Raw genomic sequence first — 26,227 nt, 5'->3', positions numbered from 1 at the left:
CCCGCACGACTCCTCATGGCTCATATATCCATAAGGCATGGGCACGCAGCGCCGAAAGACCTTGGTAGGTCATCCATATCGGCCGCCGCAGCTCACCTGTGTCGTCCCGCACCCAGGTCCATATGCCGTCCGTCTGCCCCCGCCACGCCGCCGCGGCCGCGCCGGACAGCTGCTGCCGCCGGATCCGCTCCCCGCCGCCGGCCCGCGCGACGTCCCGCGCGCCGGTTGTCAGCAGGGCGCGGATCAGCCAACTGGCGGTGAAATGACGGACGTTCAAGACCTCCACCCGGTCCGGCTGGTCCGTGCGGGGGCGGCGCACCTCCTCGCGCAGGTTCTCCAGGTCGAGGCAGCGCTCGTGGTCCGGGTCCGGGCAGGCGAGCAGCCAGCGCACCCCGCCCTCGCGGGCCGCGCGCGCCGCGTCGCTCTCCTCGCCGAGGACCCGGGCGGTGCGGTCGAGCGCCACCACGGCCTGCGCGGTGTGCAGCGCGGACGGCGGGCCCTGCGGCGCGGCCAGGCGGTACCCCCAGCGGGGGTTTCCGGCGCGCGCGGGGTCGGGCACGGCCCCGGCGACCAGGACGTCGCGCAGGGTCCGCAGCCGGTCGCGCTGACCCGGCGCCGCCCGCAGCATCCCGCGCAGCACCGTCGTCACGACATGCGTCAACTCATGGCCCGTACGGTCGAGTTCGCGCGTGAAATCGGCCGCGCACCGGTCCGCCTCGACCGCGATGCGGTCGGGGTCCGCGCCTGCCCTGGCCAGCGCCCCGAGCACTAGCGCCGTCACCTCGGGCCGGGCGTGGGTGCCCTGCGAGCGCGCCGACCAGCCGCCGTCCGGCAGTCGCAGCGCCCATAACGTACGCACCAGCTCGCCGGTGCTCAGCCGGCCGTCGGACGTGCCCAGGTCGAGCGCGAGATGCAGCCCGTACGCGGTTCCGGTCGCGGTCGGCCGCGCCCGCCCGGGCTCGCCGAGCGAGTGCGTCCAGCCGGTCAGCCGCGCGCCGGTGACCGGGTCGTCGGCGGTGCACAGCTCCGAGGTGAGGGTGGCGTACGCCGCCGTGGTGAGCGCCGTCAGCCGGCCGGGGCCGCCCGCTGCGGAGCCCGACCGGCCTGCGCGCGCCGCCTGTTCGGCCTGCCGGGAACGGACCAGGGCGGCCGCGAGCCACACCGCGAGCCCCGCGCCGACGCCGCCCGTCGCGGCGACCGCGTACCGGGCGGAGTCCCCGGCCAGGCCGCTCGGCAGCAGTCCGAGCGCCGACTGGAACACGGTGTACGCGGCTGCCGCGGCCCCGAATCCGCCGAGCCAGCCCACCAGTCGCTGCGGCGGCGAGCTCTGCCGGGCCCCGGACGGCACTCGGGTGCGGCGCGTGGACGGACTCCGGTTCAGCTGCCGCTGCGGCACGGCCGGCTCCCTCCCCCCAGGGCTCCACGTGGGTCACGAACGGCTTAAGTGACCCCAGTCTACGGCGCGTTGGGGGTGCGGCCAGGGGGCCCGTGCGGCGCACGCCGACGTCCTGCCGGCGTGCGCCGCGCGGGTTTACGGGCGGACCGCCAGCACCAGCTTGCCCGTGACGCGGCCGGTCTCGCCCTCCGTGTGCGCCTTGGCCGCCTCGGAGAGCGCGTACGTACGGGAGACGTGCGCGCGCAGCTGCCCCGACTCGGCGAGCGCCGCGATCGCCGCCATGCCCGCCTGGTCGTGCTCGACCAGCATGAGCCTGGCGCGCACGCCCAGCTCCCGTGCCCGGTCCCTGACGGGGTCCCACTTGTCGGGGAGGATCGACACCAGGATGCCGCCGGGCTTGAGCACTTCCAGGGAGCGCAGGCAGTTCTCGCCGCCCAGGGAGTCGAGCACCACGTCGATGTCCCGGGCCTCGGCCACGAAGTCGGCGGTGCGGTAGTCGATGACCTCGTCCGCGCCCAGACCGCGCACGAAGTCGTGCTTGGCGGCGCTCGCCGTGCCGATGACGTACGCGCCGCGTGCCTTCGCGATCTGCACCGCGAGGTGCCCCACGCCACCGGCGGCCGCATGCACCAGCACCCGCTGGCCGGGGGCGATTCGGGCGTTGTCGACGAGGGCCTGCCAGGCGGTCAGGGCGGCCAGGGGCAGCGCGCCCGCGTCGACGTGGCTCAGCGCGGCGGGCTTGGGGACGAACGCGCGGGCCGGACCCGTCACGTACTCGGCGTGCGAACCGGCGCCGAACGGATACGGCAGCATGCCGAACACCTCGTCGCCCGGCTCGAAGAGCGAGACGCCGAAACCGACGGCCTCGACGACACCGGACACGTCCCAGCCGAGCGTGAACGGCGGCTCGCCCAGGAAGAGGCCGCCCTCGCGGTGCTTCCAGTCGGTCGGGTTGAGACCGGCCGCGTGCACGGCGACGAGGATCTGGCCGATCCCGGGCTCCGGCCGGGCGACCTCGGCCTCGTGCAGGACGTCGGGGGCCCCGAGGGTGGTCTGGGTGAGGGCCTTCATCGTGTGCTTGGTCATGTGATCAGCCTGCCCCGGCCGTCCGACCTCGGCAATGGCAAGATTGCCATGAACCGATAACATCGTGCCATGGGCTCACAGGACACTCCGGCCGGCCGGCCGCACCGCGTCGTCTCCCTCGCTCTCGACGGCGTCTACCCCTTCGAGCTCGGCATCCCGAACCGGGTCTTCCCGCTGGTGCCGGGCGCGTACGAAGTGCTCACCTGCGCGGCGACGGACGAGCGGACGGTGCGGACGGACGCCGACTTCACCATCACCGTCGCGCACGGCCCCGAGGCGCTGGAGAGCGCCGACACGGTGGTGATCCCGCCCTACGATCTGCGGCGCATCACGGCGGAGCTGCCCGACGAGGTGCGCTCCGCGCTGGCCCGCATCCGCCCGGGCACCCGCCTGGTCTCCATCTGCACGGGCGCGTTCACGCTGGCCGCGGCCGGGCTCCTGGAGGGCCGGCCCGCGACGACGCACTGGGCGCTGGCCGACGCCTTCCGCCGGATGTTCCCCGCCGTCGACCTCGATCCCGAGGTGCTCTTCGTCGACGACGGTTCCGTGCTGACCTCGGCGGGCGCCGCGTCCGGCGTCGACGTGTGCCTGCACCTGGTGCGCTCCGACCACGGCAGCGCCGTCGCCAACCGGGTCGCCCGGCACTGTGTCGTACCGCCGTGGCGCGACGGCGGGCAGGCCCAGTACATCGAGCAGCCGATGCCCGAGGAGGGCGACACCGGGACCGCCACCACCCGAGCCTGGGCCCTTGAGCGCCTGGACCAGCCGCTCGCCCTGCGGGAATTGGCGGCGCACGCCCGGATGAGCCCGCGCACGTTCGCCCGCCGCTTCCAGGAGGAGACCGGTACGAGCCCGGGCCGCTGGTTGATCCAGCAGCGGGTGCACCGGGCCCGCCACCTCCTGGAGTCCACCGATCTGCCGGTCGACCGGATCGCGGCGGAGGTCGGCTTCGCCACGGGCACCTCGCTGCGGCAGCACCTTCAGGCGGCGATAGGAGTCTCCCCGCGCGCGTACCGGCGGACGTTCCGCAGCCTCGGCGCGGCCGTCTGAGGCAGCCGCGTCACTGTGCGGGCCACTCCCAGCGCTCCAGGTCCCGCAGCCACGCCCGCGCGTTGCTGTCGGACGGCGCGCGCCAGTCGCCGCGCGGCGAGAGCGAACCCCCGGCGGAGACCTTCGGACCGTTCGGCATCGCGGACCGCTTGAACTGGGCGAACCCGAAGAAGCGCTTGCAGAAGTACTCCAGCCAGTGCTTGATCTCCGCGAGGTCGTAGGAGCCGCGATCGGCCTCGGGGAAGCCCGGCGGCCACTCGCCGGCCTCCTGGTCGCGCCAGGCGTGCCACGCCAGGAACGCGATCTTCGAGGGCCGGAACCCGTACCGCAGCACGTAGAAGAGCGTGAAGTCGTGCAGCGCGTACGGGCCGATCTTCGACTCGGTCGACTGCAGCTCCTCGCCCGGGACCAGCTCGGGGCTGATCTCCGTGTCGAGGATCGCGGTCAGCGTCCGGCCGGCCTCGTCGCCGAACAGGTCGCTGCTGACGACCCACCGGATCAGGTGCTGCATCAGCGTCTTCGGCACGCCCGAGTTCACGTTGTAGTGGCTCATCTGGTCGCCGACGCCGTACGTGCACCAGCCGAGCGCCAGCTCGGAGAGGTCGCCGGTGCCGAGCACGATGCCGCCGCGCTGGTTGGCGAGCCGGAAGAGATAGTCGGTGCGCAGCCCGGCCTGCACGTTCTCGAAGGTGACGTCGTACACCGGCTCACCGGAGGAGAACGGGTGGTCCATCTCCTTCAGCATCAGCCGCGCGGTGTCCGTGATGTCCAGCTCGGCCGCCGTGACGCCGAGCGACTTCATCAGCGCGTGGGCGTTGTTCTTCGTGTGGTCGCCGGTCGCGAAACCCGGCATCGTGAACGCCAGGATGTCGCTGCGCGGCCGGCCCGCCCGGTCCATCGCCCGGGCGGCGACGATCAGGGCGTGCGTGGAGTCGAGGCCGCCGGACACGCCGATCACGATCTTCGGGCCGCCGATCGCGCCGAGCCGCTGCTGCAACCCCGCGACCTGGATGTTGTACGCCTCGTAGCAGTCCTGGGCGAGCCGCTCCGCGTCGGCGGGCACGAACGGGTACCGCTCGACGCGGCGGCGCAGGCCCAGATCGGCGCCGGTCGGCGGGTCGAGCCGGAACTCCACCGTGCGGAAGTCGCCGGTGCGCGCGGCGTGGGTGCGGCGGTTCTCGTCGAAGGTGCCCATCCGCTGGCGCTCCTGGCGCAGCAGATCCAGATCGACGTCGGCCACGGCGGACCGGTCGCCGAGCGGGAAGCGCTCGGTCTCGTCCAGCAGCGCCCCGTTCTCGAAGATCATCGTCTGCCCGTCCCAGGACAGATCGGTCGTCGACTCACCGAGCCCGGCCGCCGCGTAGACGTACGCGGCCAGGTAGCGCGAGGACGCCGAGCTGCACAGCATCTTGCGATCGTCCGCGCGGCCGACCGTGATCGGGCTGCCCGACAGATTGAGCAGCACGGTCGCCCCGGCCAGGGCCGCCTCCGCGCTCGGCGGCACCGGCAGCCACATGTCCTCGCAGATCTCCGCGTGCACCACGAGCCCCGGCACGTCCTCGGCGGCGAACAGCAGATTCACCCCGAACGGCACGTCCACGCCGCCGACCCGGATCGTGCCGCCGCGCTCGTCGTCACCCGGGGTGAGCTGCCGGCGCTCGTAGAACTCCCGGTAGTTCGGCAGGTACGACTTGGGGGCGATGCCCAGGATCCGGCCGCGGTGCACGACGACCGCGCAGTTGTAGATGTTGCCCCGGTGCCGCAGCGGGGCGCCGACGACGAGCACCGTCAGGAGCTCCGCCGACCCGGCGACCACCGTGGCCAGGGCCTCCTCGACCTCGTCGAGGACCGCGTCCTGCAACACGAGATCCTCGATGGAGTAACCGCACAGGCCGAGCTCGGGGAAGACCGCGACGGCGACCCCCTCCTCGGCACAGCGGCGTCCCTGGCGCAGGATCGCCTCGGCGTTGGCGGGCGGGTCCGCGATGGCGGCGTGGCCGGTGCAGGCGGCGACCCGCGCGAAACCTTGGGCATAGATCGACCGGAAGTTCACCCGTCCATCATGTCAACCGCCCGGAAGCGCTGCGCGCCGGGACCCGGATGGTCCCTTCCGGCCCCGCACCGGCAAATCGGTTGGCCGGCGCGGACACGCTCCGGCACGTCGCCCCGGCCCGGCGGCCGTACCGCAGCCGCCCGTTCCAGGTCCTGCACGCGGAGCGCTTCGCGCAGGCGTTGGTCCGGGCGCTCACGGACCCGGAGCTGCGGAGCCGCCCGCTGACGGGAGCGGTCGACCAATGGGTGGACAGCACGGATTACTTGACTGTTTGACTTTTCCGTCGAATGTCTGTGGCCTGACCCGGCCGGTTCGGGAGCGTGTGGCAGCCGTGAGCGGTGCGGCAGAGACAGTGGTCAGTCATAGTTGACCGCTGAACGGCGGTGGGGTGAGGGTTTCGGACAATGCCGTGCGGCTGGTAGGCGACGGCACTTCGGGTGCGGCATTGCCATGCGCGCGCCAACTTTTGACACTCGGCGCATGAGCCGGCTTTGTGGCGCGGAGACCCTGAAGCACACGTCCTGCCGTAGGCGCGTGCGGCAGGACAGGGAGCGGTGCTACCAACATGTGAACAGGCGCCGTTACATCGAGGCGCCGCCGACGCCACGTGGGCCCGGGGACGTCGACCGTGCAGCCAGTCCTGCCGCAGCAGCCTTCCTGGCTGCCGGTGTCATCGACGGGGGCACGGTCGAGGTGATCTCGGCCCGCGCCGCCGAGTACGTCTCGAAGAGAGCTTGGCACTCCCTTCTCGGTGAGCAGGGCAAACCAGGGGGCTGCGACGAACTGGCGGAGGCGGCACGCAAGTTGCTGGAGTTGAGCGAGCACAGTTACGTCCGCGCGGGCGTGACCGGTGCAGTCCGTAGATCCGGTGGCTCGGAACTCATGGCGCAGTTGGCCGGTGAGCTGGCCAGACACATCACGTTGCCGCTGGTCGGCCAACTTGTCCTGGCCGCACGCGCGTTGCAGATCTGCGGGATCTGTGTCTGCGTGCTGCAAGGAGTAGATCTTGCTCACTGCGCATGCGCGCGGGACGTCACGGTCGAGGAGAGCCAGGAGCAGCTCAGGTCACTCATGGCCGGGGCGCTTCAGGACTGGCAGGACCTGCCCGGAGCGCTCGGCCAGTGATGCGCCGGAGGCGGCCATGCGACGCCCGCCGCAGCCGGTGTCGCGGCGGGCCGGTCCTGTGCTGAGCTCATCGCGCGGCGAACCCCACGAACTCCTTCCAGGCGTCCGAGGACAGCGCGAGCCGCGCGCCCGCCGGGCGCTTCGAGTCGCGTACGTGGATGGTGGCGGGGCAGGCGGCCACCTCTACGCAGTCGCCGTCACTGCCGCTGCTGTAGCTGGACTTCCGCCAGGCGAGAGCGACTTCGACACAGTCGCCGCTCGAATCTCCGCTGTAGCTGCTCTCGAACCAGGACAGTGCGTCGGTGCTGGTCATCGCGCTCCTCGCAGTCGCTTCAGCAGGCTCACGGAGTCTTCTGGGGTGAGGGCCTGTGTCCGCAGTTTCGCATACCGCCGGTGGAGCACACTGATCGTTTTCGGGTCGGTGACGAGCTGACCGGTCCGTTGCCCCTCGCTGTAGGCGAACCACTGGTTGGTAGGTGTCTCCAGGAGCTGCATAGGGCCGTCCATCCCCGCGTGCACCTCACGCGACAACGGCATGACCTGGATCTCCCCGTTGCGCTGCCGCTCGATCAACTGAACCACCTGATCGATGAGTTCGACGCTCGCGTCCGGTCCGCCCGTCCTCCGCAGGAACACGTGCTCATCCACGATGAAGCTGAACACGGTGTTCTGCCGCTCCCGCAATATCTGCTGCCGCTTCAAGCGGCCCGCGACCTGCTCCTCGATCTCGTCGTCCGTGAGCAGCGGAAGACGTCGTTCGAACAGCGCCCGCTGATACGCCTCCGTCTGCAACAGGCCGGGCACAACCCGGTATTCGTACGTGTACAGGCTGACGGCGTGCTCCTCCAGACCCGCCCACTTGCGGAACCAGGCCGCCAGGCCCGGCTGTCGGCACATCTTGGCCGCCGCCTTGATCAGGATGCCGTGGGCGTCGAGCGCCTCGTCGGCGCGGGACACGAAGTCGTCGGGCGCCATTCTCCTGCCCTGCTCCACGGAGGCGACGAAGCTCACCGAGTAGCGCACGAGCGCCGCGAACGACTCCTTGGTGAGCCCCGCGCGTTCGCGAAACCCCTGGAGCACCGCACCGAACGTCTGCAAGCTGTCGTTCGGGTCGGGCTCACCGCTGCTGATGGAACTGATGGGACTTCCGGTCATGCTCCGAACCCCCGGTGGGTGTGGGACCAACCCCGCAAGCCACCCATGGTCACGGTGTGTTACGTGCCCTGTCCAGCCCGTGGACTCGTACGCTGCGTTCGCGTACGAGTCGGCTCCATGGAACCGCAGGTCGGATCGGGCCACGGTGGCTCCATGCACGCGAACTCCGCAGCCCGACTGCCGGTCACCGTACGTATGTTCACGCAGCGGCTCAGCTCCACCCCACGGGGCGCCCGACTCGCCCGCGTCCTCGTCGCCCAGCACCTCGACGACTGGGGCCACCCCTATGGCTGCGACGCCAATGACACCCTCGCCCTCCTCACCGCCGAACTCGCCGCCAACGCCGTCCGTCACGGCCACGTCCAGGGGCGAGACTTCCAGGTCCGGCTGACCGAGTACGCCGACCGGACCTTGCGCGTGGAAGTCACCGACCAGCGCGGCGAGCGGATGCCGTGCCCGCGTGCTCACACCGGTGAAGGCGAGGGCGGGCGCGGGCTCGTCCTCGTTCAGGCGCTCGCGGCACGGTGGGGTGTCGCGCCGCACCCGGCCGCCGCACCCGGCAAGACGGTCTGGGCCGAATTCACCGTCTGATCAGGCGCCCAATTCCCGGAACGTGAACGTGAACTCGGCGGGCGCGGGCGTCAGCCGGTACTGGGGCAGCACCCCCGGACCGCACGACTGGGAGCCGATGCCCTGCTGGGCGTGGTCGAGGTTCACCCACACTGTGTCACCGGCGGTGAGATCCGTGAGGTGCTCGGCCGCGTCGAGGTGCTCCGATGTCCAACGACGGGCCGTGAAGCAGAAGTTCGGGTCGCCTTCGATGCGCAGGCCGCCGAGTTCGGCCCAGCGGACGTCGGTCCGCGCCCCGTTCTCCTGCGGCCGCACGTACGGGGTCTGCAGCGCGTCCACGTCGGAGTGCCACAGGCCGACCCGGGACGCGGCCCGCGTATCGGGGTACGCCTCGCCGGGGCCGCCACCGAACCAGCGGACGGCGTCGGCCCCGCCGGGCAGCCCGAACCGGACGCCGAGCCGTGGCAGCGGGATCCGCCAGTCGCCCTCGGGGACGACGGACACGGTCAGTTGCAGCCGGTCCGCGTCGGCGGTCCAGCGGTAGACCGCCCGCAGTCCGATGTCCCGGCCCGCCGGCGCCACCCGGGTACGCACCGTCAGCGCGTCCCGACCCGTCTCCACGCCGTCCAGGCGGTGACGCATCCGGTGCAGCCCGAACTTGCGCCACAGCGGCCCGAGGCGTTCGCCGCTCTGCCAGCTCGCCCCGTCGTCGTTGTCGGTCGGCGCCCGCCACACGTCAAGACGCGGGGCGATCACCTCGACGCCGCCGATCGTGCGCAGCCCGCCGGTGCGCGCGTCGAACGTGGCCGGACCGAGCGCGATCTGCCCCTGACCGAGCACGGGATGCGCCTCAAGTCGATTTGACCGTACAGGAGTTGCGACCATGGCCGCCTGGCCCCAGGCCACCTCGTGCTCGTCCGCGTCGAACGCCCGCACCGTCCACCAGGTCTCCTTGCCGTCTCCGTCGGCGGGCACGGGCGGCAGCTTCACCTCGGCGTGCTCGCCCGGGGCGAGCGGAGGCAGGGTGAGCGGCCCCGAGCCGACCGCCGCGCCCTCGACCTCGTACGCCCACGTGAAGGACAGGCCGGACAGATCACGGAAGTCGTGACGGTTGGTGACCCGCACCATGCCCGCCGGGGCGTCGACGTCGATGCGTACCGGCTCGATCACCTTCTTGAACTCGATCAGCCCCGGCGACGGCGTGCGGTCGGGGAAGACGAGCCCGTCGCAGACGAAATTGCCGTCGTGCAGCTCCTCGCCGAAGTCACCCCCGTACGCGTATCCGTACCGCTCGTCGGCGATCCCGTGATCGATCCATTCCCACACGAAGGCGCCCTGGAGCCGGTCGTACCGATCGAACAGCCGCTGATAGTCGGCGAGTCCGCCCGGACCGTTGCCCATCGCGTGCGCGTACTCGCAGAGGATGAAGGGGAGCGCACGGCGACGGGACGGGCCGCCGTCGAGTCCCCGGCCGATCCGCTCGACCTCGGCGTGATCCGCGTACATCCGCGAGTACACGTCCGTGTCACGGCAGTTGATGTCGCCCTCGTAATGGACGAGCCGCTCCGGGTCGCGGCCGCGGATCCACTCGGCCATCGCGGTGAGACCGCGGCCGGTGCCCGCCTCGTTGCCCAGCGACCACAGGACGACGGAGGGATGGTTCTTGTCGCGCTCCACCATGCGCTCGGCGCGGTCGAGGAGCGCGGGCGTCCACCGGTCGTCGTCGACAGGGTTGTCGCGCCAGTCCTGCTCGACGAAGCCGTGGGTCTCCAGGTCGCACTCGTCGATCACCCACAGGCCGTACTCGTCGCACAGGTCCAGGAAGGCGGGGTGCGGCGGATAGTGGGAGGTGCGCACGGCGTTGATGTTGTGCCGCTTCATCAACTCGACGTCGCGGCGCATGGTGTCGAGGTCGAGGGCGCGGCCGTGCTCGGGGTGCCACTCGTGACGGTTGACGCCCTTGAAGAGGATCGCCGTGCCGTTCACCTTGATCAGGCCGTCCGACAGCTCCACCGTCCGGAACCCGATGCGCAGCGGGACGCGCTCGCCGCCGGTGTCCAGGGTGCCCGCGTACAGGCGCGGCGTCTCCGCCGTCCACGGCTCGACGGGAACGGTCACCGGTTCACCCGTCGGAACGTCGACTCCCAGCTCCGGCACGGTGATCCGGCCTTGGACATCGCTGTCCACGCGCAGCGTGCCCGTGCCGGCCGCGTGGTCGTACGAGGAGTGCACGAAGAAGTCGAGCGCGCAGTCGGCGGGGCGGTGCAGCAGCGTCACGTCGCGGAAGATGCCCGGCAGCCACCACTGGTCCTGGTCCTCCAGGTACGAGCCGGCGGACCACTGGTGGACCCGGACCGCGAGCACGTTCCCCGTCGGCTTCAGCAGATGGCCGACCGCGAACTCGTGGGGCAGGCGGCTGCCCTTGAACTCGCCGATGTCCGTGCCGTTCAGCCACACCCGCGCGCAGGACTCCACGCCGTCGAAGCGCAGCGTGGCCGACCCGTCGGCGGGCCACTCCGCAGGCAGGTCGAACGTGCGCAGGTGGTCGCCGGTCGGGTTCTCCGTCGGCACGCGCGGCGGGTCGACCGGGAACGGGTAGAGGTGGTTCGTGTAGATCGGCGCGCCGTGCCCCTGCAGCACCCAGTGGCCCGGCACCGACACCTCGGCCCACCCCCCGGCCTCGAACCCCTCCGCGGCGAAGGACTCGTCCCGCGCGTCGGCCGTCGGCGACAGCCGGAAGCGCCAACTGCCGTTCAGGGAGAGGCTGGTGGCGGAGGAGGTGGCGTACCAGGCGCGCGGGGGCAGCGCGCCGTTCCCGGGCAGGACATCGTCGACGTACGCGAAGGACATGGGTCTCCTAGCGACGGGATCTGAGGGTGAAAGGGTCACCCACCGGGCCCGGACGTCGCCACAAGGCATGGCGAAAGTCCAACAAAAGACGCGAAAGTCCTGGCAGCGCGTCCAAGCCGGGCCACGAAAGTCCTCGTCCCGAGCGGCTCAGCGCGGCAGCAGCGCCCGCACGAACGCGTTGCTGAACGTGCCCTCCGGATCGAGGCGGCCGGCGAGCGCCGCGAACTCGGCGGCGTGCGGATAGAGCGCGGCGACCCGGTCCGGCGCGCTGGTGAACACCTTCCCCCAGTGCGGCCGCGGCGCGAACTCCCGCAGCCGGTCCTCGACGAGCGACACCACGGGCAGCACACGGGGCGCGTCCGCGACCCACGTGAAGTGGAAGGCAACCGTGTCGCGACCGTACGCGGGGCTCAGCCACTGCGTGTCGGCCGCGACGGTCCGCACCTCGCACACCTGGAGCACCGGCGCGATCCGCTCACGCACCGCGTCCAGCGCGTGCAGCGCGGCCGTGGCGTGCTCGCGCGGCAGCAGATACTCCGACTGCAGCTCGTCACCGCTGCTGGGCGTGAACCCGGCCCGGAAATGCGGCAGCCGCTCGTGCCACGGCCCCGGCACACCGAACTGCTCGGTGCAGTGGACGGCCGGCATCCCGGGCACCGGATGCTGCGCCTCGACCGCGGGCTCGGCCCACGGGAAGTCGACCGGCTCGGGCACGCGCCGCTTGACCCACACCTGGTCGAAGGAGGGCCCGCGCCACTTGGTGAACAGGCTCACGCTGTACGCGGCCGAGGAGACGGCCGTGAAGTCGAGCCCCTGGAACGGCAGTTCACGGAACACATGCTGCGCCACCTCGAAGCCGGGCTCCACGTCGAGGGTCAGCGCCAGCACGACCCCGAGCGCGCCGAGCGAGACCACGGCGCCCTCGAACCCGGCGTCGCCGCGCGCCAGCGTGACCGTCCCGCCGTCGCCGGTGAGGATCTCCACGGCGCGCACGGACTCCGCCAGGGACCGGTTGCGGACGCCCGAGCCGTGCGTGCCCGTCGCCACGGAACCGGCGACCGAGATGTGCGGCAGCGACGCCATGTTGGGCAGGGCGAGGCCGTGCGCGTACAGCTCCGCGGCCAGCTCGGCGTAGCGCACCCCGCCGCCGACCCGCACGGTCCGCGCGGCCGTGTCGACCTCGATGCCGCCCGGCAGCGCGGCGAGCGACACGAGGACGCCGGACCGGTCGGCGTCCACGTCGGCGATCCGGTTGAACGAGTGGCCACTGCCGAGGACCCGTATGTGCGGGCTCTCGGCGACGAGAGCGCGCAGGTCGTCGAGGGAGGCCGGGCGGCGCACCTCGGGGACGGAGAAGGTGATGTTGCGGGCCCAGTTGGTGGGGGCGGTGGGGCGGGCTTCGGGCACGGTGGGCTGCCTCTCAACAGGTGCGGGCTTCCCGCCGATTGGATCACGTCCGGGCGGGGGCGCCGCCGGGTACTGCCAGGTGGCGCACAGGGAGACACAGCGCACGCTCATGAGGATTCGATGAGATGTCCCTCTGCGGGCACGGACCGTGTCCCCGCCGCCCCGACGAGGAGACCCCATGCCATCAACACCGTCCCGTGCCCGCCTGCTCTCCGTCGCCGCCGTCGTCGCCGGCGCGCTTCTGCTGGCAGGTTGCGGGGGCTCGGACTCATCGGGGTCGGGGTCGGGTTCGGACAGTGGATCCGGGCAGAGCACCGGCTGCCCGAGTGGTGGACCCGGCGGTCAGCAAGGTGGCGGCCGGGGCGGACGTCCCAGCGGTGCCCCGTCCGGGATGCCGAGCGGTGCGCCCTCCGGGAAGCCGTCGGGCATGCCGTCCGGGGCTCCGTCGGGCATGCCGTCGGGCGGCCCGTCAGGGATGCCCAGCGGGGGTCCGTCCGGCGGGATGCGGGGTGGTGGGCCCGGTGGTGCCGGTTGCGGGGGTGGCGCCCCGCAGGGGTGAGCCCCGGGGAGCGTCTGCCGGGTTGCCGTTTGTTGCCGGGTGCGGCTTGGTGGGGGAACTGCGCGACCAGCCACGACGAGACCAGCGCTCGTCAACGGATCGGCGACAGAGCAGAGTGACATGGCAAACGGACAGGCAACCCCCGCTCAGGCGGAGCCCCGCCGCACAAGCTCCGTCGGGAGTATCACCGCGGCCGGATTCTCGCCGCCCACCTGCGCGAGCAGCACCCGTACCATCTCCGCGCTGATCCGGTCCCAGGGCTGGCGGATCGTGGTCAGCCCGGGCTCGGTGGCGAGTGCCGCGGGCGAGTCGTCGAACCCGCCGACCGCGACATCCTCCGGCACCCGCCGCCCGGCCTTCTGCAGAGCGGCAAGCACCCCTTGCGCCATGAGGTCGGACGCCACGAACACCGCGTCGAAGTCGGGGGCGGAACCGAGGAGCCGGACCGCGGCCGCCTCGCCGCCCGCCCGGCTGTAGTCGCCGGACGCGACGAGCTGTTCGTCGACCGGCATGCCGGCCTCCGCCAGCACTTCGCGGTACCCGGCGAGCCGCTCCACGCCGCCGGGGGTGTCCAGCGGCCCGGTGACGGTCGCGATCCGGCGCCGGCCGAGCGACAGCAGGTGCCGCACCATGTCCCGCGCCCCGTCCCGGTCGTCCGCCGCGACATAGCTGATCTTCGACGCCGAGCCGGGACCGATCGGCTTGCCGCAGGCCACCAACGGCACGCCGGCGTCCCGCAGTTCGGCCGCGACCGGGTCCCCGGAGCGCGAGGAGACGAGGAGCACGCCGTCGACGTGGCCCGCCGTGATGTACCGGGTGATGCGGCGCCGCTCGTCCGGGGTCCCGGCGAGCATCAGCAGCAGCGGAATGTCGTGGGCGGCCAGCGCCTGCGTACAGCCCCGCAGCAGGACATTGAAGTTGGGGTCTTCGAAGAACCGCTCCTGGGGCTCGGTCAGCAGGAAACCGACCGAGTCGGAGCGGCCCGTGATGAGTGAGCGGGCGTGCCGGTTCACCACGTACCCGGTCTTGCGGATCGCCGCGTCGACCGCTTCCTGCGCGGCCGGGCTGACATAGTGCCCGCCGTTGAGGACCCGCGAGACGGTGCCGCGCGAGACACCGGCCTCGCGCGCCACGTCGTGGATGGTCGGCGGCCTGCGACGGCCGCCCGACCCCGTGGTCCCCGTTGTGCTCATGGTCATGATTTTACGGCCCCGGACAGCAGGTCGAGGCTCCAGAAGCGCTGGATCACCAGGAACAGCGCGACGAGCGGGACGATCGCGAGAAGCGCGCCCGTGATGACGAGCGTATAGAGCGCGGGGGTGTTGGCGCCCTGTTCGAGGAGCGTGAACAGGCCCAGCGTGATCGGGAACTTCTCGTCGTCGCTGAGCATGATGTAGGGGAGGAGGAAGTTGTTCCAGACGGCCACGAACTGGAACAGGAACACCGTCACCAGTCCCGGCACCATCATCGGCAGCGCGATCCGCGTGAAGATCCGCCATTCGCCGGCCCCGTCCATCCGGCCCGCCTCGACGACGTCGGGCGGTACCGCCGCGGCGGCGTAGATCCGCGCGAGGTAGATGCCGTACGGGGAGAGGATCAGCGGCAGCAGTACGGACGCGTACGAGTCGGTCAGGTCGGCCTTGGCGAGCAGTAGGTACTGCGGCACGGCGAGGATGACCGGCGGCATGAGGACGCCCGCCATCAGTACGTTGAAGATGGATTCGCGGCCGCGGAAGCGGTAGACGGCCAGCGCGTAGCCGCTCAGCGCGGAGACCGCCGTCGACAGGAGCGCGCCGAGCCCGGAGTACAGCGCCGAGTTCGCCATCCACTTCCAGTACACGCCGTCGCGGTACGCCGACAGGTCCTTGAGGTTGTCGGCGAAACCGGAGCCGGGCAGGAAGGTGAACGTGGAGAACAGTTCGCTGCCCGACTTCGTCGACGCGATCACCACCCAGGCGACCGGCAGCAGGCAGTACAGGGCGCCGAGCAGCAGCACCAGCGTCGGCGCGAGCGCCACGCGGCGGCGGGCCGGCGGGCCCTGCGCCGTGCCGGGAGCGGTGCCCGCGGCGGGGGCCGCCTCGCGGACCGCGAAAGTGGAACTCATCGGGCTTCCTCCTGCCGGTTACGGGAGTTCGCCGCGCGCAGGAATCCGAAGGACAGCACGAGCGTGACCACGGCGATGATCACGGCGGTCGCGGCCGCGGAGTAGATGTCGCCCTTGACGAAGGCGTCCTGGTAGACCTGCATCAGCGGACTCCACGTCGTGGAAAGGGCGTTGGTCAGCGGCTTCAGCGTCGTCGGCTCGTTGAAGACCTGGAGGGTCGCGATGATCGAGAAGAACGCGGTGAGGACCAGCGAGGGCGCCACCATCGGGATCTTGATGCGCAGCGCGATCTGCAGCTGCGAGCATCCGTCCAGCTTCGCGGCCTCGTGCACCTCGGCGGGGATCGCGCGCAGCGACGTATAGATCACGATCATGTTGAAGCCGGTGCCGCCCCAGATCGCGATGTTGGACATCGCTCCGTACAGCGGGCCGCCGTCAAGGAGATCGGGCTGGGGCAGGCCCAGTTTGTCGAGCACGAAGAAGAACGGGCTCACGTCCGGCAGGTAGAGGAACCCCCAGAGGAGGGCCGCCACCACCCCGGGGATCGCGTACGGCAGGAAGATCGCCAGCCGGGTGAACGGGGTCCAGCGCACCCGGTCCGCGTCCAGGAGCAGGGCGAAGAGGAGGGCCAGGCCGAGCATCACGGGGACGACGATCGCGCCGTAGCCGAGGATGCGCAGCGCGCCGTTGAGCAGCTCGGAGTCGGTGAGCGCGTCCGCGTAGTTGGCGAGGCCCGCCCACGCCTCGGAGCGGGCGTTCTTGCCGAGGCCCAGGCCCTTGACCTCGACCTTGTGCAGGCTGAGCCAGAGCGCGTACCCGATGGGCAGAGCGAAGAAGAGCGTGAAGAGGATGCCGGCGGGGAGGAGGAAGCCGTACGGGGCGCTCTTGACCCCGTACGACTGCCGGGCCGTGCGGGAGGTCACTCGGCGACCTCGAAGCCCTGCTTCTTCATGTCGGCGACGGTCGCGTCCTGCATCTTCGCGAGGGCGGCGCCGAAGTCCGACCTGTTCTTCGCGGCGGCGGCGAAGGCGTCCTTGAAGGTGCTGTACGCGACGTTCACGTTCGGGCCCCAGGCGGCGGGCGCCGTCGTCTTCGCGATCTTCGCGGCCTGCGGATAGAAGTCGGCCTGGTTGGAGAAGTAGGCCGGCGGCTCCGAGAACGCGCCGCTGAGCTGGGCGTCCGTGGCGGCCGGGTAGATGCCGCTCTCCTTGGCGAGCGCGGCGAGCGCCTTCGGGTCGGTGTTGAGCCACGCGGCGAACTTCGCGGCGGCCGACTTGTGCGTGCTGTCGGTCGTCACCGCGGTGGACGAGCCGCCCCAACTACCGGTGGAGTTCGACTCGTTGTCCCACTGGGGGAGCGGGGCCATGGCCCACTTGCCCTTGGTGTCGGGGGCGGCGGTGGCCAGGGTGCCGGGCGCCCAGACGGCGCTGACCCAGGCGATCTGCTTGCCCGTGTTGAGCGCCTTGTTCCACGCCGGGGTGTACATCGGCTGGTTGTCGATGGCGCCCTCCTTGACGAGGCCGCCCCAGAAGCCGGCGACCTTCTTGGTCGCCGCGTCGTCGATGCCGACCTTCCACTTGTCGCCCGAAGCGGTCCACCACGTGGCGCCGGCCTGCTGGGCGAGGCCCGCGAAGAGCCCGGAGTCGTTGGCGGAGAAGGTGGTGAGGTCCTTCTCCGGGGCCTTCTTCTTCAGCTCACGGGCCACCTCGGCGAAGTCGTCCCAGGTGCCGGGGACGGACAGGCCGTACTTCTCGAACAGGTCCTCGCGGTACAGGAACATCATCGGCGCCGCGTCCTGCGGCACCGCGTACACGGCGTCCGTGCCGAGCGTCGTCTGCTGCCAGATGCCGTCCGCGAACTTGCGCTTCAGCCCGCCCGCCTCGCCGGATATGTCGGCGAGCGCGTCGTTGCTGACAAGGGTCGGCAGCGCCTGGTACTCGGCCTGGACGAGGTCGGGGGCCTTCTTCGCCTTGTGCGCCGTCAGGATCTTGGTGACGAGCGTGTCGCCGGACGCCTGCTTCTTGACCGTGACCTTGATCTGCTGCTTCTTGCCGGGACCCTGGTTCCACAGGTCGACGACCTTGTCCATGTTCGGGGTCCAGGTCCAGTACGTCAGATCCGCCGGACCCGAGGCGTCCTGGGAGCCGCTGTCGTCGGACGAGCCGCAGGCGGCGAGGGCCGAGGCCCCGAGCGCGAGCGCGGCGGCGGTGGCCATGAGGCGACGGCGGCGCGGCGTGAAGGCCGTACGGGGCATGCGAGGCGAGATGGGCATGGCTGATTTGTCTCCCTGACCGAAGTCCCTGACCGGGGAACTGGGCGGTGGCCGTATGGTTCAGGCTCTGTGAGCGTTCACAGTAGAGAAACATCCTGGACACTTGTCAATGGTTGTTGCTGTGCGGTTATGTTGGGCTCGTGCCGCCGATCGAGTGTGTGCACGTTCCCAATTGATCGAACATTTCCTGGGGGTACCTCATGACCCGGCTCGCCTTCGGCGGGGACTACAACCCCGAGCAGTGGCCTGAATCCGTCTGGCACGAGGACGTCCGGCTGATGCGCGAGGCCGGCGTCACGACGGTGAGCGTCGGGATCTTCTCCTGGGCACTGCTCGAACCGGCCCCCGGCGCCTACGAGTTCGGCTGGCTCGACCGCGTGATCAACCTGCTGCACGAGAACGGCATCACCGTCGACCTCGGCACGCCCACGGTCGCGCCGCCCAAGTGGTTCTACGACCGGCACCCCGACGCCCTGCCCGTGACCGCCGACGGCACCCGCCTCGCCTTCGGCTCACGCGGCGCCATCTGCCACAGCGACCAGGCCTACCGCGACGCCTCCAGCTGCATCACCGAGCAGCTCGCACGCCGCTACGGCAGCCACCCGGCAGTCGTGATGTGGCACGTCCACAACGAGTACGGGGTCCCCGTCAGCGCCTGCTACTGCGATGGCTGCGCCGCCCACTTCCGGCGCTGGCTCGCCGCGACCTACGAGACGGTCGACGCGGTCAACGAGGCCTGGGGAACGGCCTTCTGGGGCCAGCGCTACGGCTCCTTCGACGAGATCGACCCGCCGCGCACGACACCGACGGTCGGCAACCCGGCCCAGCAGCTGGACCACCGCCGCTTCGCCGACGCCACCATGCGCGAGAACTTCGTACGCGAACGGGACATCCTGCACCGCCTCGCCCCCGGCATCCCGGTGACCACCAACTTCATGACCGCCCTCAGCCAGTGCGACTCCATCGACTACTGGGCCTGGGGCCGCGAGGTCGACCTCGTCACCAACGACCACTACCTGATCACCGACGGCCGCCGTACGCACGTGAACCTGGCGATGGCCGCGGACCTCACGCGCTCGGTGGCCGGCGGCGACCCGTGGCTGCTCCTGGAACACTCCACGTCGGGCGTCAACTGGCAGGCCCGCAACCCCGCCAAGGCCCCCGGCCAGATGGCCCGCAACTCGCTGAGCCACGTGGCGCGCGGCTCCGAGGGCGCCATGTTCTTCCAGTGGCGGCAGTCGCGGCGGGGCGCCGAGAAGTTCCACTCGTCGATGCTGCCGCACGCCGGGACGGAGTCGCGGGTGTGGCGTGAGGTGTCTGAACTCGGCTCTGTGGTGGAGAAGTTGGCGCCGGTCGAAGGCACCCGGACCGTTGCCGACGTGGCGATGCTGTGGGACTGGCACTCCTGGTGGGCACAGAACCTGGAGTGGCGGCCCAGCGAGGACCACGACGCGCGCGAGCGTGCCGACACGTACTACGAGGCGCTGTTCGACCGGCACCTCACCGTCGACTTCGCACACCCGGAAGCCGACCTGTCGGCCTACCCCCTTGTCGTCGTGCCGGCGCTGTACCTGGCGACGGAGGCCGCGTCCCTGAACCTGCGCGAGTACGTCGAGAACGGCGGCACCCTCGTCGTCTCCTACTTCTCCGGCATCGTCGACGAGCACGACGCCGTCCATCCCGGGGCCTACCCCGGCGCCTTCCGTGACGTACTCGGCCTGACGGTCGAGGAGTGGTCGCCGCTGCTCGCGGGGGAGTCGGTGACGCTGTCCGGCCCGGACGGGGCGCGGCTCACCGGCGACGTCTGGACCGAGTTCGTCGTCCCGCGCGGCGCGGAGACCGTCTGGTCGTACGAGGACGGGCTCGCGTCCGGGCGCCCCGCCGTGACCCGGCATGCGTTCGGGAGGGGCACGGCCTGGTACGTCTCCACCCGGCTGTCCGCTCCCGCGCTGGACGCGATTCTCGCGGGGGCGGGCGTTGACGCGGGTATCGAGCCTCGGCCCGAACTGCCCCGGGACGTCGAGGTGGTGACCCGGGCGGGGGCCTCCGGGCGGTACGTGTTCGTGATCAATCACTCGGGGGACGAGGTGAAGGTGCCTCTGGCGGATTCCGGGTCGGATGTCGTGACCGGGGAGAGGGCGTCGGGGGGCTTGGCCGTCCCGGCGGGGGCCGTGCGAGTCGTGCGGCTGGACTCCTAGCCCGGGTCACGGGGCTCCGCCCCGGACCCCGCTCCTCAATCTCCCCCAGACTCCGTCCGGGGGGCCCAAAGGGGCTTGAAAGCGCAGCTTGAGCGGGATTTGCCCATCGCGTCGAAGGGACATCGACTCATGCACGGAAACAGCGCCGCACGCACCACCACCCGCAGAACCCTCCTGGCCGGGGCCCTCGCCGGGGCCGCCGTTCTCGGGATGCCGGGGTGGCGGGCCAGTGCCGCCGGCACGCTGGTCAACGGCGGGTTCGAGAGCGGCACGACCGGCTGGTCGACCTACGGCGCCGGCGGTGCGGCCTATGTGGAGGCCGGTGGCCGCAGCGGCGGCAACCGCCTCTCCCACTGGTCGTCATCGGCGTACAAGGTCGAGACGTACCAGCACCTCACGGGGCTGGCCAACGGCACGTACACCCTCACCGCCTGGATCCGCTCCAGCGGCGGCCAGAACTCCGCGTACATAGCCCTCAAGAGCGCCACGGGCGAACAGCGCACCGATCTGCCGCCCACCCCGAACGGCACCTGGATCCGCCTCGTCACCTCCGTCGCCGTCACCGACGGCACGGTCACCGTCCGCCTCTGCTCCGCGGCGAACGCCGGAAACTGGGCCAACTTCGACGATGTCACTCTCACGCCCGGCTCAACGGGTCTGCAAATACTGGGTGCTGACGTCTCGTCACTCAAGAAGAACGAGGACTGCGGTGCCGTCTACCGCAACGCCTCCGGCGCGAGCGCCGACGCCCTCGCCGTCCTCGCGGGCGCCGGGATGGACCACGCCCGCCTGCGCGTCTGGGTCGACCCGGCCGACGGCTACTGCGACAGGACCCGCACCCTCGCCATGGCCAAGCGCGTCAAGGCGGCAGGGCTCGAGCTCCTCGTCGACTTCCACTACTCCGACACCTGGACCGACCCCGGCGCCCAGACCGTCCCGGCGGCCTGGGCCGGACACTCGTACGCGCAACTGAAGAAAGACGTGTACGACCACACGTACGACGTCCTGCGTGCGCTGAAGGCCCAAGGGACCACTGCCGACATGGTGCAGATCGGCAACGAGCTGAACGGCGGCATGCTCTGGCCGACCGGCTCCACCTCCAACTGGGCACAGCTGGCAGGGCTGTTGACGGCAGGAGCCGACGCCGCGAAGGCCGTCTCGGCCGGAACCAGGGTCGCCCTCCACCTCGCCAACGGCGGCGACAACTCCCTCTACCGGACGTGGTTCGACAAGGCCGTCTCGTACGGCGTCCCCTTCGATGTCATCGGGCTCTCCTTCTACGGCTACTGGCACGGGGCGCTCAGCGACCTCCAGGCCAACCTCGACGATCTGGCCGCGCGCCACGGCAAGCCGCTGTACGTCGCCGAGACCGCGTACCCCTTCACGCTCGACGGCGACGACACCTGGGAGAACGTCATCGACCTGCAGTCCGAGCTGGTCCCCGGGTACGCCGCCACGGAGGCGGGGCAGGCGGCCTGGTTCCGTGACCTGCTGAACGTCGTCGAGGCCGTCCCCAACGGCCTTGGCCTGGGCGCCTATTGGTGGGACGCGACCTGGACCGCCGCAGCGGGCAACGGCTGGGACCCCGCCGACCCGTCGACCGGCAACGCCTGGGAGAACCAGGCCCTGTTCGACTACAACGGCGCCCCCACGGACGCGCAGGCCTGGTTCCGGCATCGGTGACCCACCGGTGAGAACCGGATGATCAACCGGGAGTACTGTTCCGGCGCATGACGCACACCAAGCCGCCGAGCACCCTCACCCCCACCGACCGGACCCGCCCGCGCCGCATGAAGGAGAACGCGAGCTTCGAGCGGGCCGACCTCGAGGCCGTCCTCGACGCGGGCTTCGTCTGTCATCTGGGAGTGATCGTCGACGGGGCTCCGATGGTCGTCCCCACCGTCTACGGGCGCGACGAGCGGCACCTCTATGTGCACGGGTCGGTGGCCGGCCGCAGCCTGGCCGCCGACCCGGACGCGGAGATATGCGTCACCGTCACGCACGTCGACGGGCTCGTCCTCGCCCGCTCCGTCTTCGAGCACGGCGTGAACTACCGGTCCGCGATGATCTACGGCGTGCCGCGCACCCTCATCGACGAGGCCGAGAAGACCGAGGCGCTGCGGATCCTCACCCACCACTCGGCGCCGGGCCAGTGGGACTACGCCCGCCGCCCGGACCGCAAGGAACTCGCGGCCACGACCGTCCTCGCCCTGTCCCTCGAAGAGGCCTCGGTCAAGATCAGCGCGGGCCCGCCGGACGACGGCCGCTCGCCGGACGCCCAGCGCGGCCTGTGGGCCGGCACCCTCCCGCTGACCGCGCGCTGGGGCGCCCCCACCGCCGACCCGCTCCTGCCGCACGGCATCACCGCGCCCGCACACGTCGTGGCCCGAGCGGGGACCCGCCAGGGCTGAGCGACAAGCGGGGGCATACCGTGAGGTGTCGAACTGTGACCATCGCAGGACCGTCGTAGAAGCACGCTGTAGTTGCAAGCCGCAGTAGCAGTCGTAGAAGCAAGGAGACCGGGATGCAGAGCCGTACGGCACTCGTCGAGGACCTGATGGAGCGCTTCCCGCACGTTCCGAGGGAAGCGGTCTTCAAGGAGGACCTGCTGCGGGGCGGCGTGGCCTTCGACCCGTCGGCGCTGAGCGACAACGAGGACGGCGAGGTCAAGCCGAAGTCGTACTTCATCTTCTCCTTCGACCACGGCACGCTGCCCGAGCTCGGCGAGGCCGCGCTGCGCCGCCCGCCCGAGGAGATCGTCCTCACCGGCGGCCCCTACGACCTGCGCCGCACGGTCGTCTCGGTCCGCGTGAACCCGGCCTCCCCCTACCGGGTCGCCGCCGACGAGTCCGGCATGCTCGGCCTCTACCTCGACGGCAAGCGCATCGCCGACGTCGGTGTGCCCCCGATGCCGGAGTACTACCGGCACAAGCTCTCCAACGGGAAGTCGGTCATGGAGGTCGCCCCGACCATCCAGTGGGGCTACCTGATCTACCTGACCGCGTTCCGCGTCTGCCAGTACTTCGGCGCCAAGGAGGAGTGCCAGTACTGCGACATCAACCACAACTGGCGCCAGCACAAGGCGGCGGGCCGCCCCTACACGGGCGTGAAGGACGTCGACGAGGTCCTCGAGGCCCTGGAGATCATCGACAAGTACGACACCGCGAAGACGTCCACCGCGTACACGCTCACCGGTGGCGCGATCACGTCGAAGGTCCAGGGCCTGGACGAGGCGGACTTCTACGGGCGGTACGCCAAGGCCATCGAGGAGTACTTCCCCGGGCGCTGGATCGGCAAGGTCGTCGCGCAGGCCCTGCCCAAGGACGACGTCCAGCGGTTCAAGGACTACGGCGTGCAGATCTACCACCCCAACTACGAGGTGTGGGACGAGTACCTGTTCAAGATGTACTGCCCCGGCAAGGAGCGCTACGTCGGCCGCGCCGAGTGGCACAAGCGCATCCTCGACTCGCGTGAGGTCTTCGGCGCGCGCAACGTGATCCCGAACTTCGTCGCGGGTGTGGAGATGGCCGAGCCCTTCGGCTTCAAGACCGTCGACGAGGCCATCGCCTCCACCACCGAGGGCCTGCGCTTCTTCATGTCGAACGGCATCACGCCCCGCTTCACGACGTGGTGCCCCGAGCCGACGACGCCGCTGGGCAAGGCCAACCCGCAGGGCGCCCCGCTGGAGTACCACATCCGGCTGCTGGACGCGTACCGCTCGACGATGGACGAGTTCGGTCTCTCGTCCCCGCCCGGCTACGGCCCGTCGGGTGCGGGCCGTGCCGTCTTCTCGGTCAGCTCCTTCATGGACAGCCTCGCGCCCAACGAAGAGGCCGTGGAGGTCTGAGGCCTGAGGGCCGACCGGGGGCCGGGTGCCTCAGGCGGCCTTCTCGGCGGCCGCGTCGTCGTGGGCGGGCGGCGCGGCGATCAGCCGGCGCAGCAGATCGGTGCGGGCGGCGGGCTCGGCGTCCGTCAGGAGCGCGGCGAGTACGGCGATCCGGGTCTGGCCCGCGCGCAGCGTGCCGGAGAGCACGGCGCCCGCGGCGACCAGGTCGACGGCTCCGCCACCGGTGTAGATCTCGGCGAGCGGCCCGGCCGGTACCCGGGTGCTGACGGCGACCAGGACACCGCGGCGGACGGCCGCGGCGACCGCGTCGACGAACTCGGGTGTCGCGTTGCCCGCGCCGGTGGCGACCAGCACGATGCCCTGCGCGCCCGCGGCGAGAGCGGCCTCGAAGAGAGCGGGGTCGGCGTCGCTGTGGTGCATGACGATGTCGACGCGCGGTATCGGCGCCCCCTCCTGCGGCGCCGGCAGCGGGTCCGGGCGCCGCGGGGTGTTGCGGATGTCCACCCGTCCGAAGCCGAGGCGGCCGAGGGGTCCGGCCGACGGGTCGGTGAACGCGTTCGCGGCGAGGGTCTGCGTCTTCACGGTGCCGCGCGCGGCGTGCACGCTCCCGTCGAACACGACCAGGACGCCCAAGTCCCTTACAGAAGCGGCGACTTGAAGCGCGTCGTACATGTTGCCGGGCCCGTCGCCGTCGGTCGCGCCGAGCGGCTTCTGCGCGCCCGTCAGTACCACCGGGCGCGGGTCGTCGTGGTGCAGGTCGAGCAGGAACGCGGACTCCTCCAGGGTGTCCGTGCCGTGCGTGACCACGATGCCGTCCACCGCAGGGTCCGCGAGGACCTCGCGAACGGTACGCAACAGGGTCAGCTGCCGCTCCGTGGTCATCCGCGAGCTGTTCACGTTGAACAGGTCGACGACCTCGACCGCCACTCCCTCCGGCACGGCGGCACTGGCCAGGACGGTGTCCCCGCCGGCGTCGGCGGCGTAACCGGTGCCCTGCCAGCGGCTGGCGATGGTGCCACCGGTGCTGATGAGAGTGATGCGCTTGGGCGCGCGGATGCGTTCCATGGGGGCTGCCTCGCGTGGGGGTCGGGTGCGGCGCCTGGGGTGGGGGCACATACACGTTCGATCTTCAGCAAGGATAATTCGAAAAGGGCGCAATCGGATTGCGAATCCTGTCCGGTGACCGGGCGATGTGTAGCGCACAATTGCGTCATGGACCGGATTGATCTGAATATCTTGCGCGAGTTGCAGAGCGACGGGCGCCTCAGCAACCAGGAGCTGGCCCAGCGGGTGGGCCTGAGCCCGTCGCCCTGCATGCGCCGCGTCCGCCAGCTGGAGAAGGACGGCGTGATCCAGGGGTACCGCGCGATCGTGGACCCCGCTGCCGTCGGCCGCGGTTTCGAGGTCCTCGTCTCCATCGAGGTCCGCCGCGACCGCGCGTCCGTCGAGGCCTTCGAACGCGCCCTCCAGGACATCCCCGATGTCATCGAGGCCTACCGCCTCTTCGGCAGCCCGGGCTGCCTGCTGCGCATCGCGGTCGCCGACCTGGCCGCGTACGAGCGCCTCTGGATCGAGCGGCTCACCACGCTCGACGGGGTGACCGAGGTGAACTCGCAGATCATCATGAAGCGCGTGAAGGAGCCGCGGGGGATGCCGGTCTGACGCGCTGAAGTTCCTTCCTGCCCACAGAAGTTGGGACACTTGGGGCTGCCGTTGCCGGTGTCCTCGTATGCTCGGACGATGACCGAGCGGAGAAACACGGACGAACGCCCCCACGGCCTGCTGGCGGGCCGGGTGGCGATGATCACCGGCGCGTCGAGCGGGATCGGCGCCGCCGCCGCGCGCCTGTTCGCGCGGGAGGGCGCCGCTGTCGTCCTCATGGCGCGGCGCGGTGACCGGCTCACCGGGCTCGTGTCGGAGATCGAGGCGGAAGGGGGCCGGGCGGCGGCCGCCGTGGGCGACGTGACCCGGCCGGACGATGCGCGCCGGGCTGTCGCGACGGCCGTCGACCGGTTCGGCGGGCTCGACTGCGCGTTCAACAACGCCGGGTACGCCACGGTGGAGAAGTCGCTGCACGAGACGGACGACGAGGTGTACGCCCGCACGATGGACGTCAACGTGGGCGGGGTGTGGAACTGCATGAAGCAGCAGCTGCCGGTGATGCTGGCCGGCGGGGGCGGCTCGATCGTCAACACCAGTAGCACAGCCGGGCGTTACGCCACCGGCGCGTCCGTGCCCTACGTCGCCGCCAAGCACGCCGTCCTCGGCATCACGCGCGCCGCCGCCGCCGAGTACGGGGAGCAGGGCATCCGCATCAACGCGCTCGTCGTGGGCACGACCCGCAGCGAGATGATCGACGCGGTGGTGCAGCAGATGCCGGTGCTCGAAACCGCGTTCATCGCCCCGCAGATCCAGAAGCGGATGGCGTCGCCCGGCGAGATCGCGGAGGCGGCGCTCTGGCTGTGCAGCGACCGGGCCTCGTTCGTCACAGGCACCGCGATGCCCGTGGACGGCGGCATCTCGGCCCAGGCCAAAGCAGGGTCCTGAGCCGGGAG

22 protein-coding genes are annotated in these 26,227 nt (G+C 71.1%); 10 read left to right on the top strand and 12 right to left on the bottom strand.

All coding sequences use genetic code 11. The features are described 5' to 3' along the window. Window positions 1–13: 13 nt before the first annotated feature. Window positions 14–1,396, bottom strand: coding sequence for a hypothetical protein (locus AB0J02_RS31525; protein WP_363197217.1), 1,383 nt, complete (start codon window positions 1,394–1,396; stop codon window positions 14–16). A 135-nt stretch (window positions 1,397–1,531) separates the two neighbouring features. Continuing rightward, on the bottom strand, window positions 1,532–2,482 hold the full coding sequence (locus tag AB0J02_RS31520) for an NADP-dependent oxidoreductase (RefSeq protein WP_363197216.1): 951 nt from the start codon (window positions 2,480–2,482) through the stop codon (window positions 1,532–1,534). A gap of 69 nt (window positions 2,483–2,551) precedes the next feature. Here AB0J02_RS31520 and AB0J02_RS31515 point away from each other — a divergent pair, with 69 nt between their 5' ends. Further along, window positions 2,552–3,532: a helix-turn-helix domain-containing protein gene (locus tag AB0J02_RS31515; RefSeq protein WP_363197215.1), complete on the top strand. Its 981-nt coding sequence runs from the start codon at window positions 2,552–2,554 to the stop codon at window positions 3,530–3,532. Between the two features lie 10 nt (window positions 3,533–3,542). Here the strand turns inward: AB0J02_RS31515 and AB0J02_RS31510 are convergent, their stop codons facing one another. Next, window positions 3,543–5,585, bottom strand: a complete 2,043-nt coding sequence (locus tag AB0J02_RS31510; RefSeq protein ID WP_363197214.1) for an NAD(+) synthase — start codon at window positions 5,583–5,585, stop codon at window positions 3,543–3,545. Window positions 5,586–5,665: 80 nt separating this feature from the next. Here AB0J02_RS31510 and AB0J02_RS31505 point away from each other — a divergent pair, with 80 nt between their 5' ends. Continuing rightward, window positions 5,666–5,860 (top strand): hypothetical protein, encoded by a 195-nt coding sequence (locus AB0J02_RS31505; protein ID WP_363197250.1) that lies wholly within the window; start codon window positions 5,666–5,668, stop codon window positions 5,858–5,860. A 292-nt stretch (window positions 5,861–6,152) separates the two neighbouring features. Beyond that, the gene (locus AB0J02_RS31500) at window positions 6,153–6,710 is read left to right on the top strand and encodes a hypothetical protein (protein ID WP_363197213.1); all 558 of its coding nucleotides are present in this window, start codon (window positions 6,153–6,155) and stop codon (window positions 6,708–6,710) included. 67 nt (window positions 6,711–6,777) lie between these two features. On the opposite strand, the gene AB0J02_RS31495 is transcribed toward AB0J02_RS31500, so the two are convergent. Further along, a complete protein-coding gene (locus AB0J02_RS31495) occupies window positions 6,778–7,023 on the bottom strand; it encodes a DUF397 domain-containing protein (protein ID WP_363197212.1) in 246 nt (81 codons plus the stop codon). Beyond that, complete coding sequence (locus AB0J02_RS31490; RefSeq protein ID WP_363197211.1) at window positions 7,020–7,865, bottom strand: helix-turn-helix transcriptional regulator; 846 nt, start codon at window positions 7,863–7,865, stop codon at window positions 7,020–7,022. The genes AB0J02_RS31495 and AB0J02_RS31490 overlap by 4 nt, the downstream gene beginning before the upstream one ends. 153 nt (window positions 7,866–8,018) lie before the next feature. Between AB0J02_RS31490 and AB0J02_RS31485 the strand changes: the two genes are divergently transcribed. Next, window positions 8,019–8,456, top strand: coding sequence for an ATP-binding protein (locus AB0J02_RS31485; RefSeq protein WP_363197210.1), 438 nt, complete (start codon window positions 8,019–8,021; stop codon window positions 8,454–8,456). Here the strand turns inward: AB0J02_RS31485 and AB0J02_RS31480 are convergent, their stop codons facing one another. The 6 genes from AB0J02_RS31480 to AB0J02_RS31455 form a co-directional block, all read right to left on the bottom strand. Continuing rightward, a complete protein-coding gene (locus AB0J02_RS31480) occupies window positions 8,457–11,285 on the bottom strand; it encodes a glycoside hydrolase family 2 TIM barrel-domain containing protein (protein ID WP_363197209.1) in 2,829 nt (942 codons plus the stop codon). A gap of 147 nt (window positions 11,286–11,432) precedes the next feature. Then, entirely contained in the window at window positions 11,433–12,692 is a 1,260-nt protein-coding gene (locus AB0J02_RS31475; RefSeq protein ID WP_363197208.1) for an FAD-binding protein, read from the bottom strand. A 705-nt stretch (window positions 12,693–13,397) separates the two neighbouring features. Beyond that, the gene (locus AB0J02_RS31470; RefSeq protein ID WP_363197207.1) at window positions 13,398–14,450 is read right to left on the bottom strand and encodes a LacI family DNA-binding transcriptional regulator; all 1,053 of its coding nucleotides are present in this window, start codon (window positions 14,448–14,450) and stop codon (window positions 13,398–13,400) included. Further along, window positions 14,447–15,355: a carbohydrate ABC transporter permease gene (locus AB0J02_RS31465; protein ID WP_363197206.1), complete on the bottom strand. Its 909-nt coding sequence runs from the start codon at window positions 15,353–15,355 to the stop codon at window positions 14,447–14,449. The genes AB0J02_RS31470 and AB0J02_RS31465 overlap by 4 nt, the downstream gene beginning before the upstream one ends. Beyond that, entirely contained in the window at window positions 15,352–16,278 is a 927-nt protein-coding gene (locus AB0J02_RS31460) for a sugar ABC transporter permease (RefSeq protein WP_363197205.1), read from the bottom strand. Before AB0J02_RS31460 ends, AB0J02_RS31465 begins: the two co-directional genes overlap by 4 nt. After that, entirely contained in the window at window positions 16,275–17,609 is a 1,335-nt protein-coding gene (locus tag AB0J02_RS31455; RefSeq protein WP_363197248.1) for a sugar ABC transporter substrate-binding protein, read from the bottom strand. The genes AB0J02_RS31460 and AB0J02_RS31455 overlap by 4 nt, the downstream gene beginning before the upstream one ends. Window positions 17,610–17,827: 218 nt before the next feature. Here AB0J02_RS31455 and AB0J02_RS31450 point away from each other — a divergent pair, with 218 nt between their 5' ends. The 4 genes from AB0J02_RS31450 (at window position 17,828) to AB0J02_RS31435 (ending at window position 23,672) form a co-directional block, all read left to right on the top strand. After that, window positions 17,828–19,825, top strand: coding sequence for a beta-galactosidase (locus AB0J02_RS31450; RefSeq protein ID WP_363197204.1), 1,998 nt, complete (start codon window positions 17,828–17,830; stop codon window positions 19,823–19,825). Between the two features lie 210 nt (window positions 19,826–20,035). Further along, entirely contained in the window at window positions 20,036–21,508 is a 1,473-nt protein-coding gene (locus tag AB0J02_RS31445; protein WP_363197247.1) for a glycosyl hydrolase 53 family protein, read from the top strand. A 47-nt stretch (window positions 21,509–21,555) separates the two neighbouring features. Next, window positions 21,556–22,236 carry a pyridoxamine 5'-phosphate oxidase family protein gene (locus AB0J02_RS31440; RefSeq protein WP_363197203.1) on the top strand — a complete coding sequence of 227 codons (681 nt, stop codon included), beginning with the start codon at window positions 21,556–21,558 and terminating at the stop codon, window positions 22,234–22,236. 113 nt (window positions 22,237–22,349) lie between these two features. Next, window positions 22,350–23,672 (top strand): radical SAM protein, encoded by a 1,323-nt coding sequence (locus tag AB0J02_RS31435; RefSeq protein WP_363197202.1) that lies wholly within the window; start codon window positions 22,350–22,352, stop codon window positions 23,670–23,672. Between the two features lie 30 nt (window positions 23,673–23,702). Here AB0J02_RS31435 and AB0J02_RS31430 read toward each other — a convergent pair whose 3' ends face one another. Continuing rightward, window positions 23,703–24,737: an asparaginase gene (locus AB0J02_RS31430; RefSeq protein WP_363197201.1), complete on the bottom strand. Its 1,035-nt coding sequence runs from the start codon at window positions 24,735–24,737 to the stop codon at window positions 23,703–23,705. A 147-nt stretch (window positions 24,738–24,884) separates the two neighbouring features. Here AB0J02_RS31430 and AB0J02_RS31425 point away from each other — a divergent pair, with 147 nt between their 5' ends. Both AB0J02_RS31425 and AB0J02_RS31420 read left to right on the top strand, forming a co-directional pair. Beyond that, entirely contained in the window at window positions 24,885–25,334 is a 450-nt protein-coding gene (locus AB0J02_RS31425; protein ID WP_363197200.1) for an Lrp/AsnC family transcriptional regulator, read from the top strand. A gap of 78 nt (window positions 25,335–25,412) precedes the next feature. Continuing rightward, on the top strand, window positions 25,413–26,219 hold the full coding sequence (locus tag AB0J02_RS31420; RefSeq protein ID WP_363197199.1) for a glucose 1-dehydrogenase: 807 nt from the start codon (window positions 25,413–25,415) through the stop codon (window positions 26,217–26,219). Window positions 26,220–26,227: the final 8 nt, after the last annotated feature.

Source organism: Streptomyces sp. NPDC050264, assembly GCF_040655895.1.
Lineage (GTDB): Bacteria > Actinomycetota > Actinomycetes > Streptomycetales > Streptomycetaceae > Streptomyces.
This window is presented reverse-complemented; position numbering and strand designations above follow the sequence as displayed.

Excerpts from the sequence above, each read along its gene's own strand:
- AB0J02_RS31490 (WP_363197211.1), bottom strand. The coding sequence starts at position 7,865 with ATGACCGGAAGTCCCATCAGTTCCATCAGCAGCGGTGAGCCCGACCCG.
- AB0J02_RS31420 (WP_363197199.1), top strand. The coding sequence starts at position 25,413 with ATGACCGAGCGGAGAAACACGGACGAACGCCCCCACGGCCTGCTGGCG.
- AB0J02_RS31520 (WP_363197216.1), bottom strand. The coding sequence starts at position 2,482 with ATGACCAAGCACACGATGAAGGCCCTCACCCAGACCACCCTCGGGGCC.
- AB0J02_RS31425 (WP_363197200.1), top strand. The coding sequence starts at position 24,885 with ATGGACCGGATTGATCTGAATATCTTGCGCGAGTTGCAGAGCGACGGG.
- AB0J02_RS31470 (WP_363197207.1), bottom strand. The coding sequence starts at position 14,450 with ATGACCATGAGCACAACGGGGACCACGGGGTCGGGCGGCCGTCGCAGG.
- AB0J02_RS31440 (WP_363197203.1), top strand. The coding sequence starts at position 21,556 with ATGACGCACACCAAGCCGCCGAGCACCCTCACCCCCACCGACCGGACC.
- AB0J02_RS31430 (WP_363197201.1), bottom strand. The coding sequence starts at position 24,737 with ATGGAACGCATCCGCGCGCCCAAGCGCATCACTCTCATCAGCACCGGT.
- AB0J02_RS31455 (WP_363197248.1), bottom strand. The coding sequence starts at position 17,609 with ATGCCCCGTACGGCCTTCACGCCGCGCCGCCGTCGCCTCATGGCCACC.
- AB0J02_RS31465 (WP_363197206.1), bottom strand. The coding sequence starts at position 15,355 with ATGAGTTCCACTTTCGCGGTCCGCGAGGCGGCCCCCGCCGCGGGCACC.
- AB0J02_RS31485 (WP_363197210.1), top strand. The coding sequence starts at position 8,019 with ATGCACGCGAACTCCGCAGCCCGACTGCCGGTCACCGTACGTATGTTC.
- AB0J02_RS31435 (WP_363197202.1), top strand. The coding sequence starts at position 22,350 with ATGCAGAGCCGTACGGCACTCGTCGAGGACCTGATGGAGCGCTTCCCG.
- AB0J02_RS31515 (WP_363197215.1), top strand. The coding sequence starts at position 2,552 with ATGGGCTCACAGGACACTCCGGCCGGCCGGCCGCACCGCGTCGTCTCC.
- AB0J02_RS31445 (WP_363197247.1), top strand. The coding sequence starts at position 20,036 with ATGCCGGGGTGGCGGGCCAGTGCCGCCGGCACGCTGGTCAACGGCGGG.
- AB0J02_RS31495 (WP_363197212.1), bottom strand. The coding sequence starts at position 7,023 with ATGACCAGCACCGACGCACTGTCCTGGTTCGAGAGCAGCTACAGCGGA.
- AB0J02_RS31480 (WP_363197209.1), bottom strand. The coding sequence starts at position 11,285 with ATGTCCTTCGCGTACGTCGACGATGTCCTGCCCGGGAACGGCGCGCTG.
- AB0J02_RS31450 (WP_363197204.1), top strand. The coding sequence starts at position 17,828 with ATGACCCGGCTCGCCTTCGGCGGGGACTACAACCCCGAGCAGTGGCCT.